This is a genomic window from Actinomadura hibisca NBRC 15177 (assembly GCF_001552635.1).
GTDB lineage: Bacteria > Actinomycetota > Actinomycetes > Streptosporangiales > Streptosporangiaceae > Spirillospora > Spirillospora hibisca.
In genome coordinates, this window is sequence record NZ_BCRO01000045.1 from 44359 (window position 1) to 64083 (window position 19725).

19 protein-coding genes are annotated in these 19725 nt (G+C 73.2%); 7 read left to right on the plus strand and 12 right to left on the minus strand.

Annotated elements, in window-relative coordinates; all coding sequences use genetic code 11:
* The first annotated feature begins 210 nt into the window (after positions 1–210).
* Positions 211–1581 carry an APC family permease gene (locus AH6_RS22320; protein ID WP_067482955.1) on the plus strand — a complete coding sequence of 457 codons (1371 nt, stop codon included), beginning with the start codon at positions 211–213 and terminating at the stop codon, positions 1579–1581.
* A gap of 80 nt (positions 1582–1661) precedes the next feature.
* Here the strand turns inward: AH6_RS22320 and AH6_RS43955 are convergent, their stop codons facing one another.
* Entirely contained in the window at positions 1662–1799 is a 138-nt protein-coding gene (locus tag AH6_RS43955; RefSeq protein ID WP_157431631.1) for a hypothetical protein, read from the minus strand.
* Between the two features lie 174 nt (positions 1800–1973).
* Positions 1974–3851, minus strand: a complete 1878-nt coding sequence (locus AH6_RS22325) for a CocE/NonD family hydrolase (protein ID WP_067482957.1) — start codon at positions 3849–3851, stop codon at positions 1974–1976.
* 165 nt (positions 3852–4016) lie between these two features.
* Between AH6_RS22325 and AH6_RS22330 the strand changes: the two genes are divergently transcribed.
* Entirely contained in the window at positions 4017–5186 is a 1170-nt protein-coding gene (locus AH6_RS22330; RefSeq protein WP_067482959.1) for a sensor histidine kinase, read from the plus strand.
* The gene (locus tag AH6_RS22335) at positions 5183–5842 is read left to right on the plus strand and encodes a response regulator (RefSeq protein WP_067482960.1); all 660 of its coding nucleotides are present in this window, start codon (positions 5183–5185) and stop codon (positions 5840–5842) included. The genes AH6_RS22330 and AH6_RS22335 overlap by 4 nt, the downstream gene beginning before the upstream one ends.
* Here AH6_RS22335 and lipP1 read toward each other — a convergent pair.
* The 3 genes from lipP1 to AH6_RS22350 are packed head-to-tail and all read right to left on the minus strand — an operon-like array spanning position 5812 to position 8704.
* Positions 5812–6783, minus strand: coding sequence for a LipP1 family hormone-sensitive lipase (lipP1, locus tag AH6_RS22340; RefSeq protein ID WP_067482961.1), 972 nt, complete (start codon positions 6781–6783; stop codon positions 5812–5814). The two genes, AH6_RS22335 and lipP1, sit on opposite strands and share 31 nt — an antisense overlap.
* Positions 6784–6800: 17 nt before the next feature.
* Complete coding sequence (locus AH6_RS22345) at positions 6801–7562, minus strand: glucose 1-dehydrogenase (protein WP_067482962.1); 762 nt, start codon at positions 7560–7562, stop codon at positions 6801–6803.
* A gap of 26 nt (positions 7563–7588) precedes the next feature.
* A complete protein-coding gene (locus AH6_RS22350) occupies positions 7589–8704 on the minus strand; it encodes an LLM class flavin-dependent oxidoreductase (RefSeq protein ID WP_067482963.1) in 1116 nt (371 codons plus the stop codon).
* 121 nt (positions 8705–8825) lie between these two features.
* Between AH6_RS22350 and AH6_RS22355 the strand changes: the two genes are divergently transcribed.
* Complete coding sequence (locus AH6_RS22355; RefSeq protein ID WP_083983341.1) at positions 8826–9533, plus strand: PadR family transcriptional regulator; 708 nt, start codon at positions 8826–8828, stop codon at positions 9531–9533.
* Here AH6_RS22355 and AH6_RS22360 read toward each other — a convergent pair.
* Together AH6_RS22360 and AH6_RS22365 are read right to left on the minus strand one after the other, a co-directional pair.
* Positions 9530–10633: an acyl-CoA dehydrogenase family protein gene (locus AH6_RS22360; RefSeq protein WP_067482966.1), complete on the minus strand. Its 1104-nt coding sequence runs from the start codon at positions 10631–10633 to the stop codon at positions 9530–9532. The genes AH6_RS22355 and AH6_RS22360 overlap by 4 nt on opposite strands.
* The gene (locus AH6_RS22365) at positions 10630–12168 is read right to left on the minus strand and encodes a FadD3 family acyl-CoA ligase (protein WP_067482968.1); all 1539 of its coding nucleotides are present in this window, start codon (positions 12166–12168) and stop codon (positions 10630–10632) included. The genes AH6_RS22360 and AH6_RS22365 overlap by 4 nt, the downstream gene beginning before the upstream one ends.
* A gap of 158 nt (positions 12169–12326) precedes the next feature.
* On the opposite strand from AH6_RS22365, the gene AH6_RS22370 reads away from it, so the two are divergent.
* On the plus strand, positions 12327–12824 hold the full coding sequence (locus AH6_RS22370; RefSeq protein ID WP_067482970.1) for a flavin reductase family protein: 498 nt from the start codon (positions 12327–12329) through the stop codon (positions 12822–12824).
* Here AH6_RS22370 and AH6_RS22375 read toward each other — a convergent pair.
* A complete protein-coding gene (locus AH6_RS22375) occupies positions 12821–13477 on the minus strand; it encodes a PadR family transcriptional regulator (RefSeq protein ID WP_067482972.1) in 657 nt (218 codons plus the stop codon). The genes AH6_RS22370 and AH6_RS22375 overlap by 4 nt on opposite strands.
* A gap of 95 nt (positions 13478–13572) precedes the next feature.
* Here AH6_RS22375 and AH6_RS22380 point away from each other — a divergent pair, with 95 nt between their 5' ends.
* Together AH6_RS22380 and AH6_RS22385 are read left to right on the plus strand one after the other, a co-directional pair.
* Positions 13573–14697, plus strand: coding sequence for an LLM class flavin-dependent oxidoreductase (locus tag AH6_RS22380; RefSeq protein ID WP_067482973.1), 1125 nt, complete (start codon positions 13573–13575; stop codon positions 14695–14697).
* Positions 14694–15425, plus strand: a complete 732-nt coding sequence (locus AH6_RS22385) for a glucose 1-dehydrogenase (protein WP_067482974.1) — start codon at positions 14694–14696, stop codon at positions 15423–15425. The genes AH6_RS22380 and AH6_RS22385 overlap by 4 nt, the downstream gene beginning before the upstream one ends.
* Positions 15426–15480: 55 nt before the next feature.
* Here AH6_RS22385 and AH6_RS22390 read toward each other — a convergent pair whose 3' ends face one another.
* The 4 genes from AH6_RS22390 to AH6_RS22405 form a co-directional block, all read right to left on the minus strand.
* Positions 15481–16662 carry an esterase-like activity of phytase family protein gene (locus AH6_RS22390; RefSeq protein ID WP_067482975.1) on the minus strand — a complete coding sequence of 394 codons (1182 nt, stop codon included), beginning with the start codon at positions 16660–16662 and terminating at the stop codon, positions 15481–15483.
* A gap of 122 nt (positions 16663–16784) precedes the next feature.
* Positions 16785–17735, minus strand: coding sequence for an acyl-CoA dehydrogenase family protein (locus AH6_RS22395; protein WP_067482976.1), 951 nt, complete (start codon positions 17733–17735; stop codon positions 16785–16787).
* A complete protein-coding gene (locus AH6_RS22400; protein ID WP_067482978.1) occupies positions 17732–18862 on the minus strand; it encodes an acyl-CoA dehydrogenase family protein in 1131 nt (376 codons plus the stop codon). Before AH6_RS22400 ends, AH6_RS22395 begins: the two co-directional genes overlap by 4 nt.
* On the minus strand, positions 18852–19688 hold the full coding sequence (locus AH6_RS22405) for an enoyl-CoA hydratase (protein ID WP_067482979.1): 837 nt from the start codon (positions 19686–19688) through the stop codon (positions 18852–18854). The genes AH6_RS22400 and AH6_RS22405 overlap by 11 nt, the downstream gene beginning before the upstream one ends.
* Between the last annotated feature and the right edge of the window lie 37 nt (positions 19689–19725).

The window sequence follows — 19725 nt, forward strand, 5'->3', positions numbered from 1 at the left end:
TCACTCGCGCGACGGCTGAGGTCTTTGAGACAGGCCCTAGGCCCGTCCGGAGGCCCTGCCGAACCCTTGCCAGGCCCCCGCCGCCCCTCCGGGCGGCGGGGGCCTGGCGCGTTCGGCGGCCGATGCGCCGTTCCGCTGCCCTCGCCGCCGATATGCACGCATTTCGGTGGGTAGTCCTTCCGCACGGAAAGGGACCTGAGGAGTGGTCGCATGGCGGACGCGTCGGTCGAACCGGTCGACCCACGGCAACTCGACGGCGGGCTGCGGCGCGTCATCGGGCGCAAGGTGCTGATGTTGTTCGTGGTCGGGGACATCCTGGGGGCGGGCATCTACGCCCTGGTCGGGCAGGTGTCGGAGAAGGTCGGCGGGGCGGTGTGGATCCCGTTCCTGGTCGCGTTCGTGCTGGCGGCGCTGACAGCCACCGCCTACGTGGAGTTGGTCGGCAAGTACCCGCAGGCGGCGGGCGCGGCGCTGTACACCAACCGGGCGTTCGGCGTCCCGTTCGTGACCTTCATCGTGGCGTTCGCGGTGATGATGAGCGGCATCACCTCCGCCAGCGCGGCGGCGCGGGCGTTCGGCGGTGAGTACCTGGCCGAGTTCGTGTCGCTGCCCACACTGGTGGGCGCGCTGGGCTTCCTGGCGCTGGTCACGCTGGTGAACCTGGCCGGCATCTCCGAGTCGATCAAGGTGAACGTGGCGCTGACGCTGGTGGAGGCGTTCGGGCTGCTGGTCATCATGGTGATCGGGGTGTTCGCGCTGGTCACCGGGGACGGCGACCCGGGCCGGGCGCTGGAGTTCCACCCGGCCAACGGCGCGTTCCTCGGCGTGCTGGGCGGCACGGCGCTCGCCTTCTACGCGCTGCTCGGCTTCGAGGACTCGGTCAACCTGGCGGAGGAGGCCAAGGAGCCCGCGCGCGACTTCCCGGCGGCGCTGTTCGGCGGCCTGGCCGTCACGGTGGTGATCTACGTGGCGGTGGCGTTCACCGCGACGATGCTGGTGGAGACCGAGACGTTGCGGGAGTCCACCGGGCCGCTGCTGGAGGTGGTGAAGGCCGCCGGGCTGAGCTTCCCGCCCAAGCTGTTCGCGCTCATCGCGCTGCTGGCGGTCGGCAACACCGCGCTGATCAACATGATCATGGCGTCGCGGCTGGTCTACGGCATGGCGCGCGAGGGCATCGTGCCGAAGGCGCTCGGGGTCGTGCACCCGGCGCGGCGCACGCCGTGGGCGGCGATCCTGTTCACCGTGGGGCTGGCGGCGATCCTGGTCAGCACCGGCGAGGTCGGCGGGCTCGCCGACACCACGGTGCTGCTCCTGCTGGTGGTGTTCGCGGTGGTGAACGTCTGCGTGCTGGTGCTGCGCCGAGAGAGCGTCGAGCACGAGCACTTCCGGGCCCCGACGTGGATGCCCGCGCTGGGCGCGGTCGCCTGCCTGGTCCTCACCCTGCCGATCACCGGGCGGGAGGGCGCGGTCTACCTGCGGGCGGCGGTCCTCATCGCGGTCGGGGTCGTGTTGTGGCTGGTCAACCGGCTGCTGATCGGGCGCACGCGCACGGCGGACCCCGGCGCGGCGGGCGGGAAGTGAGCCGGGGGTGGAGCTAGTGCCACCCCAGGTCGGACATCTCCGTTACCGACGGGCCCACCCCGGCACCGGCACCGTGGTGATCACGGTGTTCGGCGGGTGGGAGCGGTGATGGAGACGGTGTTGCTGGACTGGTGGACGGCCGCGGAGAAGGCGGCCGGGCCGTGGCTGGCGCTGCCGCCGGTGGCGGTGGCGCTGCTGGGCTGGCGGATCTGCTCCAACGCCTCGATGGCCGGGGACGTGCTGGTGGCGGCCGGGCACCGCCAGGTCGTCGCGACGCTGCTGGCGGCGCTGTGGCTGGTGCCGTGGACCGGCCTGCTGCGGCGCGCGCTGGAAATGTCGTTGGACTGGCGGGCGGCGGGGAGCGCCGAACTGCGCTCCCCGCGCCGTCCGCGTCAGGGCGCGACCGGAAGCGCCACCCAGGACGGGTTCTTCGGGTCGTGCCAGATCTTCAGCCCGTTGCCGACGCTGTTGCCGAGCTGGGGGAGCGACGGGAACAGGTGCGGGAAGTCGGCGGTCTGCACCGACAGCCGCAACTTGTGGCCGGGCTTGATCTCGGCGGCGATCGGGAAGACCTCCACGTCCACCGCCACCGGCCTGTTCTTCGGCATGGCCTGGGCGGACGCCTTGGTGAAGGGGTGGTACGGGCGCGCGATCAGGCCGTTCTGCCGCAGCGTCTTCGCCTGGTCCAGCTTGCGCAGCGACAACACCTGCCAGCCCGCGGTGAGCTGGGTCGCCTTCCCGTTGGGCGCGACGTCCTCGACCCGCACGGTGAGCTGGCCGTCCTTGGCGGCGCTGGAGACCGTCAGGTGCGCGTTGATCGGCCCGGTGAGGCGCAGCGGCCTGGTCACCGGCATGTCGTAGACGACGCCGAGCTTGTCGTTCTGGCTGTTGTCGTGCTCGCAGGACAGGCCGAAGTACTTCAGGAAGCCCGCGCCCGCCCACTGCACGGTGGAGCGGCTGCACAATCCGGCGAGCGGGTTGTAGGGCACGGCCGACGGCGTTCCGGTGCCGGTTCCGGCGGTGAGCTTGCCGGGCCGTCCGGGCGCGGCCGGGCCGCTGAGCCGCAGCGCCTGGTAGCGGACCCCGGCGGGCGGCCACTGCCCGGCGCCCTTCCACTTGCCCGAGCCGTTCTCGAAGTAGGTGACGGGCGGGACGTCGCGGTCCAGGCCCGCGTCGGCGGCGCCGCGCACGTACCGGTCGAACCAGCGCAACATGAGGTCGGCGAGCGGCGGTCCGGGCGGCGTGGGCGTGCCCGGGATGGTGAGGCCGAGCGCGGGCGCGGCGCCGTCGATGTGGTACCAGGGCCCGTACACGAACTTCGCCGGGACGCGCTTGGCCAGCCGCTGGTAGAGCATCGGCTCGCTGCGCTGGAAGATGTCGAACTCGCCGCCCACCACGAAGGTCGGCACGTCGACCTTGTCCACGACCTCCAGCGGCGACCGCTCGCGGTAGAACGGCCCGTCGAACGCCTTGGGACCGCCGGTCAGCGCGTCGAACAACATCCGGATCTGGAAGTCGCCGATGTTGCCGAAGTGCTCCTCCAGCACCTTGCGGGCCTTGGCCGGGTCCGCGCCGGAGTAGGTCGGCGGCAGCAGGCCGAGCCCGCCGACCCCGGCCAGCCACAGCGGCACGAAGCCGAGGCCGAGCTGGCCGCCGGTGCCGATCACGTCGCGGTAGGCGTCGCCCATCGGCACCACCGGGAACAGCGCCTTGAGGCCCTTGGGGCGCTGCGCGGCGGTGAAGATCTGGTTGATGCCGCCGTAGGACGCGCCGACCATGCCGACCCGGCCGTCGCTCCAGGGCCGTTTGGCGGAGGCGGCCCACTCCACGATCTCCTTGCCGTCGCGCTGCTCGCGGGCGCTGAACGCCTCCCACTTGCCGCGCGAGCCGCCGGTGCCGCGCACGTCGGCGACGACCTGCACGTAGCCGCGCTGCACCAGGAACTGGCTGGCCATGTTCGCGCCGGGCAGGGTCTTGTTGTACGGCGTCATCGTCACGATCACCGGGAAGCGGCCGGGCGCGGCGCGGCCGCCCTTGCCGGGCCGCAGGACGTCGGCGACCAGCTCGGTGCCGTCGCTCATCCTGAGCACGACGTCCTTCTCGGTCACCACCTCGTAGGCGGCGGGACGCGCCGTCCACCTGGCGGCGGGCGCGGCCCGCGTCGGGGCGGGGGCGGCGGCGCTCCAGGCGGGCGGCGTCGCCGTCGCGGCGAGCGCGACGGTGGCGAGCGGGGTGGCGAGCGGGGCGGTCCAGCGAATCACACGGCGCATCAGCGCTACCTCCGGGCGGCGGGGTTCCCGGCCGTAACGTAATGGATCACTTACTTCGCGGCAAGTATTGACCCACTGTCCAGTAACGGCCGCGCGCCGGGTGGAGGCGCGGTCTCCACCCGCACTCCGATGCCCCGGCCCGCGCATGGCCCTTACCGTCGTGGCGTGAAGCTCGCCAGATCCGGCCCCCTCCCCGTCCGCCCCCTGCTGATCGCCTTCGTCGTGACCTGGACGCTGGCCCTCTACGCGCGCTCGGTGTGGCTCGGCGACCCGCGCCCGGCCCTGCACGGGACGGGGCTGGCGATGGTGGTGCTGAACCTGCTGTCCCCGGCGCTGCTGGCCGCCGGGTTGTGGGCGTGGCGGCCGCCCTGTGCCGGGCGCGGCTCCTGGCTACGCCGCCACAGGTGGGCGGGGCCGGTGCTGATCCTGGCGGGCATGGCCGCCGCGCTCGCCCTGTACGCGGTGGCCCCGGACAACGCGGGCGGTGTCTTCCTGCTCGGCACCGGCGTGTGGGCGCTGTCGCAACGCCTGCCGATGGGCTGGGCGCTGGTGTTCGGCACGGCGGCGCTGTTCGTCGTCTGGATGGTGCGGGACGTCGTGCACGGCAGGGAGCCCGACTACGGGCTGCTGGCCGGGTTCATCGGCGTGGTGCTCGGCGCGACCGCCGCCCGGCAGCGCAGGTCCGCCGAGGACGCCACCCGCCAGGCCGAGGCCGCCGCGCTGATGCTGGACGAGCGCACCCGCATGGCCCGCGAGATCCACGACATCCTGGCGCACTCGTTGTCGGCGCAGCTCGTGCACCTGGAGGGCGCGCGGCTGCTGCTGTCGCGCGACGCCGACCGGACCCGCGCGCTGGACCGCGTCGAGCGCGCCCAGAACCTGGCCCGCGCCGGGCTGGAGGAGACCCGCCGCGCCCTGGCCGCCCTGCGCGGCGACGCGCCGCTGGTGGCCGAGGCGCTCGCCGGGCTGGCCGAGGAGTTCCACGCGGCCACCGGCCGTCCGGCGAACGTGGCGGTGACCGGGGCGCAGCGCGAACTGTCGCCGCAGGCCGGGCTGGCGGTGGTGCGCACCGCGCAGGAGGCGCTCACCAACGTCCGCAAGCACGCGCCCGGGGCCCGCGTCCGGATCGTGCTGGACTACCGGCCCGCCGAGGTGGCGCTGGAGGTCACCGACACCGGCAGCACCGAACCCGGCCTGGACGCGGTGGGCGCGGGCCTGACCGGGGCCGGTTACGGACTGGTCGGCATGAGGGAGCGCGCCGAGCTGATCGGTGGCACCCTGGAGGCCGGGCCGGAGGACAAGGGATTCCGGGTGGCGTTGAAGGTGCCGGCTTGAGCGAGCGAACGCGGGTCCTGGTGGTCGACGACCAGACGGTGGTGCGGGAGGGCCTGGTCCTGCTGCTGGAACTGCTGCCCGAGCTGGAGGTGGTCGGGGCGGCCGGGGACGGCGAGCGGGCCGTGGAGCTGGTGGCCGAGCTGCGCCCCGAGGTCGTGCTGATGGACCTGCGGATGCCCCGGGTGGACGGCGTCGAGGCGACCCGGCGGATCCGGCGCGACCACCCCGGCGTCGAGGTCGTCGTGCTGACCACCTACGCCGACGACGAGTCGATCTTCGCCGCGCTGCGCGCCGGGGCGCGCGGCTACCTGACCAAGGACGCCGGGGCCGAGGAGATCGCGCAGGCGGTCGCGGCGGTGCGCGGCGGCGCGTCGCTGCTCGACCCGGCCGTGCAGCGCCGCCTGGTGGAGGCGGTCGCGGCCGACGAGCGCGCCGCGCGCGCCGGCCGCACCGACCTGCCCGACGGGCTGACCCGGCGCGAGGCCGAGGTGCTGGCGCTGATCGCGCAGGGCCGCTCCAACGCCGAGATCGCCGGTGACCTGTTCATCAGCGAGGCGACGGTGAAGACCCACATCAACAACCTGTTCGCCAAGGCCGGGCTGCGCGACCGGGCGCAGGCGGTGACCTACGCGTTCCGGCACGGCCTCGCTTCCTGAGCGGCCAGGGCGGCGCGCAGGGCCGAGAAGACCGCGTCCTGTGCCTGCGCGGCGGACGGCAGGGCCTGGTCCAGGCTGAAGAAGCCGTGGAAGGCGTTGTCCGCCCGCAGGGTCTCCACCGGGACGCCCGCCTCGGCGAGGCGCGCCGCGTACGCCTCGCCCTCGTCGCGCACCGGGTCGCACTCGGCCGTCAGGACGTAGGCGGGCGGCAGGCCCGACAGGTCGGCGGCCCGCAGCGGCGACGCCTGCGGGTCGGCCGGGTCCGCCGGGGCGTACTGGTCCCAGTACCAGCGCATGTGCGCGGCCGTCAGGAAACCGCCGGTGGCGTGCTCGCGGTAGGACGCGGTGTCCTGTGCGGCGTCCAGCACCGGGTAGATCAGGAGCTGGTAGGCGATCGGCGGGCCGCCCGCGTCCCGGGCGTGCAGGCACAGGCCCGCCGCCAGGTTGCCGCCCGCGCTGTCCCCGGCGACCACGACGCGGCCGGGGTCGCCGCCCAGCTCGACGGCGTTGGCGTGCGCCCAGGCGAGCGCGGCGCGCGCGTCCTCGGCGGCGGCGGGGAAGGGGTGCTCGGGTGCCAGCCGGTAGTCGACCGACACCACGACGGCGCCGGTGCGGGACGCCAGGACGCGGCACAGCCGGTCGTGGCTGTCCAGGTCACAGAGCACGAAGCCGCCGCCGTGGAAGAAGACCATCAGTGGCGGGGGAGGGGCGTCCGGCCCGTCGGGATCGGGCCGGTAGATCCGGACGGGCAGCGGTCCGGCCGGGCCGGGGATCATGCGATCCTCGACCCGGCCGACCGGTGGTTCGGGAGTGGCCGGACGCGCCGAGGCCGCCAGCACGCGGCGGGCCTCGGCGGCGTCGATGCCGCCGGCACCGCCGATCGGGGGGAAGGCGGCCGTCATGATCTCGACGACCCTGGTGGTGTGCGGGTCCAGCGGCATGGCCGGGTTCCTCCTGGTTACTGGGGGATCTGCTGCATCATGACGACCTCGCCGGCGGTCCAGCCGCCGTCCACGGCGACCTCGGAGCCGGTCATGTACGAGGCCGCGTCGGAGATCAGGAACGACACCGCCTCGCCGATCTCCTCGGGCACGCCGACCCGGCCGAGCGCGGCCAGCGGGAAGCCGCCCTCGCCCACCTGCGCGCCGTGCTCGGCGGTCATCGGGGTGTAGGTCATGCCGGGGTGCACCGAGTTCACCCGGATCCTGTAGTGGCCCAGCTCCACCGCCGCGATCTTGGTGAGGCCGCGCACGCCCCACTTGGACGCGCCGTAGCCGGAGGTGAGCGGCAGCGCGGTCAGGCCCGCCGCCGAGGAGATGTTGACGATCGAGCCGCCGCCGACGGCCTTCATCGGCCCGATGACCGACTTCATGCCGAGGAAGACACCGGTCAGGTTGATCTTCAAGACCTTCTCGAAGTACTCCAGGCTCTCGTTCTCGATCAGCGAGTTGGAGGCGATGCCCGCGTTGTTGACCAGGCCGTCGATCCGGCCGTAGCGCTCGACGGCGGCGTTCACCACGGCCTGCCAGTCCTCGGCGCTGGTCACGTCGTGCCGGACGAACAGGCCGTCGATCCCGGCGGCGGTCTTCTCCCCCTCCTCCGCGAGCAGGTCGGTGATCACCAACCGGGCCCCGTCGCGCGCCATCCGCTCGGCCGCCGCGGCGCCCAGGCCGCGCGCTCCGCCAGTGACGATCACTACCTTGTCCTGCAGTCCGGACATCGTTGTCTCCTCGTTGATCTATGCGGTCACCGGAAGCGGGGGATGATCTTGTCCCCCCACTGCCGGATGGTCTCCAGACAGGCTTCCTGTGGAACCGTGCCCATCTGGATCAGGCACATCACCTCGTCGGCCCCGGCCGCGGCCAGGCGTTCGACGTAGGCGACGGCGTCCTCGGCCGAGCCGTAGGCGTGCTCGGCGTTGAAGGTGGCCGTGGTGTGCGGCCCCACCGGGATGCGAGCCTCGTGCAGGTAGGCGACCTGCTGCTCGGCGGCCCGGCGGATCTCGGCGGTCTCGTCCGCGCCGGGCCGCACGGCCTCGTCGGGCGGCGGCGCGCTGCCGTACCAGTGCGCGATCGACTGGGCGAAGAAGCGCTGGCCGCGCGTGCCGACGCGGATCGCCTCCGCGCGGTCGTCCAGCACGATGGTGGGGCACAGCGCGGCGAAGTGGTCGTTGACGACGGTGGACACCTGCCGCTCGCCGGTGCGCGCGGCGATCGCCTCGTCGTACACGCGGCGCATCCCGGCGACCTGCTCGGGCCCGGCGAAACCCAGCACCAGCGCGCCCACGCCGTAGTCGGCGGCGAGCTTGAGGGTGTCGCGCTTGGAGCAGGCCAGGAACAGCGGGGGATGCGGCGTCTGGACGGGCCTCGGCAGGATGGGGTGCGGCGGGATGTCGAGCAGGTCGCCGTGCCACTCCAGCTCGTCCTCGCGCCAGGCGGAGGCGATGACGCGCAACGACTCGTCCAGCTCGGCGTAGGTGCGGGCGGGGTCCACGCCGCACAGCGTGGTCTCCTGGCGGGTCGCGCCGCGCCCGGCCCCGAGGTCGAGACGGCCGCCGGACAGGACGTCCAGCATGGCGGCGCGCTCGGCGACCCGGGCGGGGTGGTTGAAGTTGAACGGCAGGCAGACCACGCCGTGGCCGAGGCGGATGCGGCTGGTGCGGGCGGCGACGTAGGTCAGGAAGATCTCCGGGGCGCTCATGTGGGCGTACCAGCGGAGCGAGTGGTGCTCCACGGCCCACACGCGGTCGAAGCCCACCTGTTCGGCGAGCACGGCCTGCTCGACGCAGTCGTGCAGCACCCGGCGCTCGTGCTCGGCGGTCGGGTCGGCGAGCTGCGCCTCGAAGATCATCGAAAACCGCATCGTGCCCCTCATCGGTCGTCGCTTCTTTTGTATTCCAATTTGGAACACATCGCCCACTCGATCAAGCCCTTGCTCGGTTACCGCCCCGGCGGCCCGGGCCGGGGCTGGCTACGCTGACGCCATGTCCCCATCCGCCGACCGCACCTCCGGCGAGGCCCCGCCGCCCGCCGAACCACCCGCCGCAGAGCCGCCCGCCGGGCCGTCCAGCACCGGGGCGCCCGTCGCCAAGTTGCCCGCCACCGCCTGGGCCGTGCTCGGCATCCTGTCGTTCGGTGAGGAGCTGACCGGCTACGAGGTCCGGCAGTGGGCCGACCACATCCTGCGGCTCTTCTACTGGAGCCCGGCGATGAGCCAGATCTACAGCGAGCTCAAGCGCCTGGAGCAGGTCGGTTACGCCTCCTCCCGCACCGAGACCGCCGAGGACGGCCGCTCCCGCCGCCTCTACACCGTCACCGACGCCGGGCGCGCGGGCCTGGCGTCCTGGGTCGGCGGTGCGCCGGTCGAGCCTCCGGTCCTCAAGCACGGGCCGATGTTGCGGGTGTGGCTCGGTCACGTCGCCGACCCGCAGCGGCTCCGCGAGATCGTGACCCGCTACCGCGACGACTGCGCCCGGATGCGCGCCGAGGCCGAGTACTCCCGCGACTCCGCCGCCGCCGTGCCCGGCTGGGGCTACCCGGAACTGACCGCCCGCTGGGCCGCCCGCCACTACGCCGCCGAGCACGAGCTCGCCGGGCAGTTGCTGGACGACCTGGACGAGCTGGCCGCCTCCGGACGCGTCCCGAGGGCCACCGCTCCGGCGGAGGACGCAGGCACCGTCCCGGGCCGCTAGACCGCGCTCCCCACCACCTCCTTCGGGGGCACGCCGAGCACGGCGTCGCCCAGCCGGGCCCGGTGCCAGGCCGGGTCGCCGAACAGCAGCGCCGAGCCGTGCGCCCGCTTGAAGTACAGGTGCGCGTCGTGCTCCCAGGTGAAGCCGATACCGCCGTGCAGCTGCACCGTCTCGGCCGCGACGGTGGTGAACGCCTCCGAGCAGTACGCCTTGGCGAGCGCGGCGCGCGTCCCGGCGTCCGGCGCGTTCTCGGCCAGCCCGGCGGCGGCGTGATAGCTGGCCGACCGCGCCGACTCCACCAGCACGTACAGGTCGGCCAGCCGGTGCTTGACCGCCTGGAACGAGCCGATCGGCCGCCCGAACTGCACCCGCGTCTTGGCGTACGCGACGGTCATGTCCAGGCAGTGCTGCGCGCCGCCGACCTGCTCGGCGCTGAGCGCGGTGGCGGCGACGGCCAGCAGCCGGTCCAGCAGCGGCGCGGCGTCAGCGGTGAGCCGCCGCGCCGGGGTTCCGTCCAGGACGACCCTGGCGAGCGGGCGGGTCGGGTCGAGCACCGGGGACGCCTCGACCACCAGCCCCGGCGCGCCCGCCTCGACCAGGTACAGCCCCAGGCCACCGGCGGCGGTGCGCGCGGGCACCAGCAGCAGGTCGGCGTCCGCGCCGTCCAGGACGTAGTCCTTGACGCCGGTCAGCCGCCCGTCGCGCTCGGTGGCGGCGATCGACGCGGTGTCCCACGTGCCCTGCTCGGCCCACGCCAGCGTCGCCACTTTTTCCCCGGCGGCCAGCTCTGGCAGCACGTCGGCGGCGTCGTAGGCCAGCAGCGCCTCGGTGGCCAGCACCGCCGACGCCAGGTAGGGGACCGGGGCCAGCGTGCGGCCCAGCTCCTCGCACACCACGTGCGTCTCGGCGAGCGTGCAGTCCGCGCCGCCGTGCTCCTCGGGGATCAGCAGCGCGCACGCGCCGACCTGCCCGGCCAGCGGCGTCCACACCGCCCGGCCGTCGCGGTGCGGCCGCTCCGGCTCGGGCCGGGCGACCGGGTGGCGGGCCAGCAGCCCGCGCACGACGGCGCGCAGCTCCTCCTGCTCCGGGGTGGTGATCATGCCTGTCTCCTCAGCTGCTGCTTGAGCACCTTGCCGCCGGCGTTGCGCGGCAGGGCGTCCACGACGTGGAAGTGCCGGGGCACCTTGAAGTTGGCGAGGCGCTCGCGCAACCACGCGGTCAGCTCGGCGGGCTCGACGGGCGCGCGGGTCACCAGGAACGCCGCGCCGGTCTCGCCGAGCCGCGCGTCGGGCACGCCCACCACCGCGGCCTCGACGACGGCCGGGTGCGCGGCCAGCACGCCCTCGATCTCGGCGGGGTAGGCGTTGAAGCCGCCCACCACGAACATGTCCTTGATCCGGTCGGTGATCCGCAGGTAGCCGCGCTCGTCCAGCACACCGACGTCGCCGGTGCGCAACCAGCCGTCCGGGGTGATCGCGCGGGCGGTGGCGTCGGGGTCGTCCAGGTAGCCGCGCATCACGTTGAAGCCGCGGACCAGGATCTCGCCGGGCTCGCCGGTCGGCAGCGGCGCGCCGTCGGGGCCCGCGATGCGGATCTCGGTGCCGGGCAGCGCGACGCCGGTGGTGTGCGCGATCGTCTCGGGGTCGGCGTCCACCGGGCACACCGACACCACCCCGCACGACTCGCTCAGCCCGTAGGCGGTGAACACGTCGGGCACGCCGAGGTCGGCGCGGATGCGGCGGACCAGCTCGGCGGGCACGGTGGCCGCGCCGGTCCCGGCGAGGCGCAGCGTGCCGGCGGGCCGGCCGGGCCGCTCCAGCAGCGACGTGAAGATCGTCGGCGGGCCCATCAGCACGGTGACCCGCTCGGCGGCGATGCGCTCGACGGTCCGCGCCACGTCGAACACCGGCTCGGGCACCATCGTCGCGCCGTTGAGCAGGCACACCAGCACCCCGAACTTGTAGCCGAAGGTGTGGAAGAACGGGTTGATCAGCAGGTAGCGGTCGCCGGTCCGCAACGTCACCGCCGCCGACCAGGCCGCGAAGGTGCGCAGGTTCTGGCCGTGCGCGGTGACCACGCCCTTGGGCCGCCCGGTGGTGCCGGAGGTGAAGATGACGTCGCACGGGTCGTCGGGGCCGACCGCCGCCGCGCGCTCGCGGTAGGCCGCCTCGGGCACCGCGTCGCCGCCCTTGAGGTAGGCGTCCCAGTCCGGCGCGTCGTTCAGCAGGACGGTGCCCTCCAGCGCGGGCAGCTCCACGCCGGTGGCGGCCAGCATCTCGGGGTAGTCGTTGCCGAGGAACCCGCGCACGGTGAACAGCAGGCGGGCCCTGGTGCGCAGCAGGATGTCGGCGGCCTCGGGCCCCCGGTACCGGCTGTTGAGCGGGACCAGGACGGCCCCGGCGCACACCGCGCCGACCGCCGCCACGATCCACTCGCGGCTGTTGGGCGCCCAGACGGCGACGCGGTCGCCGGGCCGCACGCCCCGGGCCAGCGCGGCGCGGGCGGCGCGCTCGATCTCGGCGCACAACCGGCCGAACGTCCAGCGCACCTCGTGGTCGACCAGCGCCTCGCGGTCGCCGTACGCCGCGGCGGCGTGGGCGACCAGTTCGGGGATGGTCCCGGGAAGCGGGGACATGGTGCTCTCCTTCGCCAGGGTGGGCGAGACCGGCCGGACCGGACACGGGGGACGGCCGGGGCGATCTCGCGGCCTTGACATCGAACCACACCGATGCTTCTAATCGGAATGTTTCTAATCGAAATATCTCGACCGGTGTTCGGAATCTGGGAGGCGTCATGGTGGACGGTGAGGCGATGCGGCGGGTGCTGGGGGCGTTCGCGGGCGGCGTCGTGGTGGTGACGGCCACGAGCGAGAGCGGGGAGCCGGTGGGCATGGCCTGCCAGTCGTTCTCCTCGTTGTCGCTGGACCCGCCGCTGGTGATGTTCTGCCCGGCGGAGACCTCCACGACCTGGCCGCGCATCCGCGCGGCGGGCCGGTTCGCGGTCAACGTGCTGGCCGAGGACCAGCGGGAGACGTGCGCGGCGATGGCGCGCGGCGGGACGGGCGGCGCGGGCAAGTTCGCGGGCGTGCCGTGGCGTCCGGCGCCCGGCGGCTCACCGCTGCTGGACGGCGCGCTGGCCTGGATCGAGGCCGACATTGACCGAGAGCTGGCGGGCGGCGACCACTCGGTGGTGATCGGCCGCGTCACGGCGCTGGACGCCGGGCGCGACGCCGGGCCGCTGCTGTTCTTCCGCAGCCGCTTCGGCGCGCTCAGCGAGCCGGTGGGCGTCTAGCCGCCGGTGTCCGTCCGGGTGCCGCCAGCGTCGCCGGCACCATCGCTTTCAGAAGGGCCGGTACGCCCCTTCGCCTCCATCTCGGCCAGGTCGGCGAGCATCTGCCGCGCCAGGTCGCGTTCGGCGGCGTAGTAGCGCTCGGACCAGCGCAGCACCAGCTCGGTGTAGGCCCACTCGGGGTTCTCGGCCGCGCCCTCGGCGTCGACCTCGGCGCGGCGGCGCATCTTGTCGGCGTACTCGCCGTGCTCTTCGAGGATCCGCCGCAGCCGGTCGGGGGCCATCAGGTGGCCGAGCCAGGCGCGCAACATGACGCCGTGCTTGAGGACGGGCGGCTCGACCGGGGACCGGTCGGCCCAGCGCGCCACCGCGTCGCGGCCCTCCCCGGTGATCCGGTAGACGCGCTTGGCGCGCGTGCTCTCGGTCAGCTCGACGCGGGAGGTGGCGAACCCGGCCTTCTCCAGCCGCTTCAGCTCGCCGTAGATCTGGCTGAACGACGGGCTCCAGTAGAAGAACTTCAGGCTCCAGTCGGCCCACTTCTTCAGGTCGTAGCCCGACAGCTCCTCGCCGAACGACAGCAGTCCGAGCACCGCCCAGCTCGTCGGCGGCAGCTCCGGCAGGCCGGTCTCGGGGGCGTCGTCGGTCGTCGGGGTCACCGGGCCAGCCTAGCGGCGGGTGGACCGGATCGGAGTGTGGCGCTCCTCGCATATATCTGTTAGGAATATGCCTAATCGAAATATAGGAGGCCCCCGTGAAGTTCTCGATGATCTTCGAGGCGCAGCTCACCGATCCCACCCCCGCGCGCGAGCGGCAGGTGATCCGGGACTGCGTCGACCAGGCCGTCTACGCCGAGCAGATGGGCTTCGACCGGATCTGGGCGGTCGAGCACCACTCGCTCTACCGGTACGCGCACATGAGCGCCTCGGAGATCTTCCTGACCTGGGTCGCCGCCCGCACCAGCCGCATCCGCATCGGGCACGGCGTGGTGACGATGCCGTTCGGCTTCCAGCACCCGGTCCGCGTCGCCGAGCGCGCCGCGATGCTGGACGTGTTGTCGGGCGGCCGGGTGGACATCGGCGCCGGGCGCGGGGCCACCCGCCAGGAGATGTCGATGTACGGGGTGCAGCCCAAGGACACCTACCCCCAGATGGAGGAGGCGCTGCGCATCTTCGGCAAGGCGTGGCAGGAGGAGGTGTTCGAGTGGCACGGCTCCATCGACATCGGCCCCGGCCGCATCCTGCCGCGCCCCGTCCAGGACCCGCACCCGCCGCTGTTCCTGGCCTGCTCCAAGCACGACACGTTGCGGCTGGCGGGCGAGTGGGGCGTCGGCGCGCTGGTGATGGGCTTCGCCGGGGCCGACGACGTCCGCGAGATGCGCAAGGTCTACGACGAGGCCGTCGCCACCCGCACGGGCGACAAGCTGGTCGCCTCGGTCGCCAACGACCACTTCGCCGCGTTGTGCCCGACCATCGTGCTGGACGACGCCGCCGAGGCGTTCCGCATCGGGGCGCGCGGCCAGCGGTTCTTCGCCGAGTCGATCGCGCACTGGTACGGCAACGGGCCCGAGCCCAAGGAGGACACCGAGCACGACGACAACGCCGCCGAGATCCGCAAGGACAAGGAGGCGCTGGTCGCCAAGCTGCACGAGGCCGCCATCCCGGCCCGCCCGTCCGACACCGGCACCTACAACGTGGACCACGCCTACGGCGACGCCGACACCGCCATCGCCTACGTCGAGCGCCTGGCCGAGATCGGCGTGGACGAGGTGAACTGTCTGATCCAGATGGGCACCGTGCCGCAGGAGGTCTGCATGGAGACGATCCGGCAGTGGGGCGAGAAGGTCATCCCGCACTTCCGCGCGAAGGAGAACGCATGAGCCTCGAAGGCAAGGTCGCGGTCGTCACCGGCGCGGCCCGGGGCCAGGGCGCGGCCGAGGCCCGCCTGCTGGCCGAGGCCGGGGCGAAGGTCCTGGTCACCGACGTCCTGGACGAGGGGCGCGAGGTGGCCGCCGAGATCGGCGCGGCGGCGCGCTTCGTCCACCACGACGTCACCGACGCCGCTTCCTGGGCCGAGGTCGTCGCCACGGCCACCGGCGAGTTCGGACGGCTGGACGTCCTGGTCAACAACGCGGGCATCTGGCGCACGGCCCCCATCGACCAGGAGACCGAGGAGCGCTTCGAGCAGATCCTCCGCATCAACCTGATCGGGCCGTTCCTCGGCATCCAGGCCGCCGTCCCCGCCATGCGCGCGGCCGGCGGCGGCTCGATCGTCAACATCTCCTCGACGGCGGGCCTGCGCGGCATCCCCGGCCACAGCGCCTACGGGGCCTCCAAGTTCGGCCTGCGCGGACTGACCCGCTCGGCTGCACTGGACCTGGCCGCCGACGGCATCCGCGTCAACTCGGTCCACCCCGGCGCGATCGACACCCCGATGGTCGCGGCGGCGGGCTTCGAGCGCGGCGAGGGCAAGTACGAGCGCGTCCCGCTGCGCCGGGTGGGCGTTCCGGAGGACGTGGCGGGGCTGGTGCTGTTCCTGGCCTCCGACGCGTCCTCCTACATCACCGGCACCGAGTTCGCGGTGGACGGCGGCCTCACCACGAACTGACCGCCGCGACGGCCGCCCGATTCCCTGTGGGGGAGCCGGGCGGCCTTTCCTTACGTCAGCGCACGGCCAGGGCGATGAACTGGGAGACCTGCGGAACACCAGGGATCTCGCGAGCGACGAAGTTGTCATCGGCCACCAGAACGAGCGTGCGCTCGCCCGTACGCAGCGACGGACCCCACGTCATCCCCTCGACGATGCCCGCCTGCTGGAGGCCCAGGGCCGTCAGGTCGGCGAGCAGATGCTTCCGGACGGGCCGCACCCTCTTGGCGTCGGCCAGCGAATCGCGCCGATAGACGTCAGTGGCTCCGCGCAGGGACGCCTCGTAGATACGGATGCGGTTTCCCTTACCGAGCACGACGGTGCGTTCCAGCACCAGGTAACGCTGCGGGTCGCGAGGATCGGCCAGGATCGCCGCCGCGCCGTTCTCGCCGTTCGCCCCGCCGACCGCGTCCAGCTCGTAGGCGTACTGGCCGACGACCCTGCCCTGGCGCGACTGCACCGTGAGCCGGGTGAACCCACCCTTGTCCACAGACGGCGCAGGGCCGTCCTGCAGAAGCGGGCCTTCCACGATGCTGGTGACCAGACGGCCGTGGTCGGCGAAGGTGAAGCCCTCGATGCCGAGATTCGCGCGCGGGCCCTTGTTCTCAGTGGTGATGTGGTAGTTGCGAGGAAGCGGGAGCTGGCCCCGGTACGAGCCGTCTGACGTGGTGCTGCGGATCGAAGGGTCGTTCACGAGCGGGGTGCCGCCCATCGGCAGTTGCCGGTCGCCCTCCTGGCTCCACCACAGCCTGGAGCTGCGCGGGTCGAATCGGATGTCCTCGGGATCGACCGTGGCGAGCCGGTCGCATCGGACCCTGGGAGCGGTGCACGGCTCGGCCTGCCACTGCGCCGGGGAGGGGTAGGGCTTGCCGTCGATGCGCTTGAACGGCTTCGTGTCCACGAGCCGGACGCCGATCCCCTTGGCGGAGACGTCGATCGCGGCGGTGTAGAAGCGGGCCGGGTTGAGCTGCGACCGGTCGTCGCTGATGAGCGCGTACCGGCCGGACCTGGGGTCGCGGTCGATGCCGGACAGGCCCCCGACGGTCGTGCCCTGGAAGGTGAGCTTGGCGGGCAGCGTGGTCGTTCCCAGCAGCCTGACCCGCTGGTCCGCCTGCGCGGAAGCGGCTCCGAACACGGAGATGGCGGGGGCGAGGACGGCCACGGAAGCGGCGACTGCGATGAAGCTTCGGGGGGTCATGCCGGGATAGCAACACATTCGCAGGCCGGTTCCCAAGTCGATCCCACTCAGCGGGACAACTCTTCAGACCGCATGAGGCCGGATGCCCGCGCGCGGGCGCGCGCAGGCGTCCGGCCTCATGCTCACAGGGCGGCGAGCAGGCGGGCCCGGTGGACGGAAGGGGAGCCCCACGCCGTGTGCAGGGCCCGTGCCTTGCGGATCCACAACGACGGGTCGTACTCGTCGGTGTAGGCGATCGCGCCGTGCACCTGGAGGGCCGTCTTCGCGGTGCGGTAGGACGCTTCGGACGCCGCGACCTTCGCGGCCGACACGTCGCGGGCGAAGTCGTGAGAGCCGTACGACAGGGCCGCCGCGTGCACCAGGGGCCGGGCGTACTCCAGTTCCACCAGCGCGTCGGCCAGATGGTGCTTCACCGCCTGGAACTCACCGATCGGGCGGCCGAACTGCTGGCGCGCCTTGGCGTACTCCACCGACACCTCCAGCAGACGGCGGCCCACGCCGATCTGCTGGGCGGCACAGGCCAGAACGCCGAGGTCGAGCCCGTTCTCGGGCACAGGGCCCAAGACGCGGACCGGGGTCGCCTCGAACAGGCGACGGGCCGGGTCCAGCGACGTGCGCGGCGTCCCTCCCGGCTCCGCGACGTGGACATGCCCGTCCTGCACCACCAAGACCAGATCGGCGACGTCGGCGTCCAGCGCGTACGGATGCGCCACCGAGACCAGCGCCTCCCCGGCGGCGACGCGCGGCAACCACTCGGCCGCGGTGTCGCCGCCGACCGCCGCCAGCAGCGTCGTCGCGGCGACCGTCTCCACCACCGGACCGGGCACCGCGTGCCGGCCCAGCTCGTGCAGGGCCGTCACCAGCTCCACCGGCAGGACGCCCGCGCCGTCGTGCTCCTCCGGCACGGCCAGCGCGAACACGCCCGCCTCGGCGAGCGCCTTCCAGAGGCGGCGGCCCGGCGCGTGGTCGCCCGCCGCCCAGGCGCGGACCGCCCCCGGCGTGTCCGAACGCTCCAGGAGCTTGTGCAGGCTGTCGGCGAACAGCCGCTGGTCGCCGTCCAGGACGAACCTCATCGCGATCCCCTCGGCAGGCCGAGCACGCGCTCGGCGATCACGTCGCGCTGGATCTCGTTGGTGCCGGCGTAGATCGGCCCGGCCAGCGCGAACACGTAGCCCTCCAGCCACTCGGAGTCGAGCTCGCCGTCGGTGTCCAGCAGGTCGAGGGCCGTCTCGTGCAGCTCGATGTCGAACTCCGACCAGAACACCTTGTTGAGGCTCGCCTCCGCGCCGATGTCGTCGGTGCGCGAGATGGTCTCGAAGCCCTTGAGCCGGTAGGCGCGCGCCTTGATCCAGGCGTCGGCGACCCGGTCGCGCAGCGCGGTGTCGGACGGGTCGGCGCGCCGCCGCCACAACTCCAGCAGCCGGTCGGCCGCCGCCGTGTAGCGGCCGGGGGAGCGCAGCGTCAGGCCGCGCTCGTTCCCGGCGGTGGACATCGCGACGCGCCAGCCGCCGCCCGGCTCGCCGATCACGTCGGCATCGGGCACGAACACGTCGTCCAGGAACAGTTCGGCGAAGGCGGGCTTGCCGTCCAGGCGGCCGATCGGGCGGACGGTGACGCCCTCCGCGTCCAAGGGGAACATCAGGTAGGTCAGGCCCTTGTGGCGGCGCGACTCGGGGTCGGAGCGGAACAGCCCGAAGCCCCGGTCGGCGAACGCGGCGCGCGAGCTCCAGGTCTTCTGCCCGTTCAGCCGCCAGCCGCCGTCCACGCGGGTGGCGGTGGCGCGCAGCGCGGCCAGGTCGCTGCCCGCGCCCGGCTCCGACCACGCCTGCGCCCAGATGACCTCGCCGGAGGCCATCGACGGTAGGACGCGGGCGAGCTGCTCGGGGGTGCCGTGCTTGAGCAGGGTGGGGGCCAGCAGGTTGACGCCGTTCTGGCTGACGCGGCCGGGCGCGCCCGCCGCGTAGTACTCCTCCTCGAAGACCAGCCAGTCGAGCGGCGAGGCGTCCCGGCCGCCGTACTGCTCGGGCCAGGTGATCGCCGACAGGCGGGCCTCGCCGAGCCTGCGCTCCCAGGCGCGGTGCGCGGCGAAGCCCTCCCGCGTCTCCAGCGATGGCAGCGGCTCGGCGGGGACGTTGGCGCGCAGCCACTCGCTTACCTCGGCGCGGAACGCCTGCTGCGCGGGCGGGAACTCAAGATCCATTGCTGGCCGCCTTCATCGCGCGGGGGTCCATGCCCGCCAGGGGGTCGGCGGAGGTCTCGGCGTTGTGGGCGTGCGCCAGGTGGTGCAGGCCGAACACCGAGTCCATCCCGGCGTGCAGGCCCTGGAGGTCCTCGGCCTGGTTGACGGCCTTCTTGGTCAGTGCCAGGCCGAAGCGCGGCATCTGCGCGATCTTCCCGGCGAGCGCGAACGTCCGCTCCTCCAGCTCCTCGCGCGGCACCACCTGGTTGACCCAGCCCAGCTCGTAGGCGCGGGCGGCGGTCATGCGGTCGCCGGTGAACAGGAACTCCTTGGCCACGCGCGGCGGCATCACCCACGGGTGCGCGAAGTACTCCACGCCCGGGATGCCCATGCGCACCACCGGGTCGGCGAAGAACGCGTCCTCGCTCGCCACGATCAGGTCGCACACCCAGGCCAGCATCAGCCCGCCCGCCACGCACGCGCCCTGCACCGAGGCGATCATCGGCTTGGGCAGCTCCCGCCAGCGGCGGCACATGCCGAGGTAGACCTCCGACTCGCGGGCGAAGCGGCTCTCGCCGCCGCCCTTGCCGACGTGGTCCCACCACAGCCCGGCCCGGCGCGGGAAGCTCTGGTCGGCGTCCCGGCCGGGCGTGCCGATGTCGTGCCCGGCCGAGAAGTGCGGGCCCGCGCCCGCCAGCACCACCACCGCGACGTCGTCGTCCTCGGCGGCGCGGTAGAACGCCTCGTCCAGCGCGTAGGTCATGGCCGAGTTCTGCGCGTTGCGGTACTCGGGCCGGTCCATCGTCACGACCGCGACAGGGCCCCGCCGCTCGTAGCGGACGACCATACGTCCCCCTTTTGATCTAACAACTGTTTGGTAGATT

Excerpts from the sequence above, each read along its gene's own strand:
- AH6_RS22350 (WP_067482963.1), bottom strand. The coding sequence starts at position 8,704 with ATGCGGTTTTCGATGATCTTCGAGGCGCAGCTCGCCGACCCGACCGCC.
- AH6_RS22320 (WP_067482955.1), top strand. The coding sequence starts at position 211 with ATGGCGGACGCGTCGGTCGAACCGGTCGACCCACGGCAACTCGACGGC.
- AH6_RS22385 (WP_067482974.1), top strand. The coding sequence starts at position 14,694 with ATGAGCCTCGAAGGCAAGGTCGCGGTCGTCACCGGCGCGGCCCGGGGC.
- AH6_RS22390 (WP_067482975.1), bottom strand. The coding sequence starts at position 16,662 with ATGACCCCCCGAAGCTTCATCGCAGTCGCCGCTTCCGTGGCCGTCCTC.
- AH6_RS22370 (WP_067482970.1), top strand. The coding sequence starts at position 12,327 with ATGGTGGACGGTGAGGCGATGCGGCGGGTGCTGGGGGCGTTCGCGGGC.
- AH6_RS22325 (WP_067482957.1), bottom strand. The coding sequence starts at position 3,851 with ATGCGCCGTGTGATTCGCTGGACCGCCCCGCTCGCCACCCCGCTCGCC.
- AH6_RS22400 (WP_067482978.1), bottom strand. The coding sequence starts at position 18,862 with ATGGATCTTGAGTTCCCGCCCGCGCAGCAGGCGTTCCGCGCCGAGGTA.
- AH6_RS22395 (WP_067482976.1), bottom strand. The coding sequence starts at position 17,735 with ATGAGGTTCGTCCTGGACGGCGACCAGCGGCTGTTCGCCGACAGCCTG.
- AH6_RS22355 (WP_083983341.1), top strand. The coding sequence starts at position 8,826 with ATGTCCCCATCCGCCGACCGCACCTCCGGCGAGGCCCCGCCGCCCGCC.
- AH6_RS22360 (WP_067482966.1), bottom strand. The coding sequence starts at position 10,633 with ATGATCACCACCCCGGAGCAGGAGGAGCTGCGCGCCGTCGTGCGCGGG.
- AH6_RS22345 (WP_067482962.1), bottom strand. The coding sequence starts at position 7,562 with ATGTCCGGACTGCAGGACAAGGTAGTGATCGTCACTGGCGGAGCGCGC.
- AH6_RS22405 (WP_067482979.1), bottom strand. The coding sequence starts at position 19,688 with ATGGTCGTCCGCTACGAGCGGCGGGGCCCTGTCGCGGTCGTGACGATG.
- lipP1 (WP_067482961.1), bottom strand. The coding sequence starts at position 6,783 with ATGCCGCTGGACCCGCACACCACCAGGGTCGTCGAGATCATGACGGCC.
- AH6_RS22365 (WP_067482968.1), bottom strand. The coding sequence starts at position 12,168 with ATGTCCCCGCTTCCCGGGACCATCCCCGAACTGGTCGCCCACGCCGCC.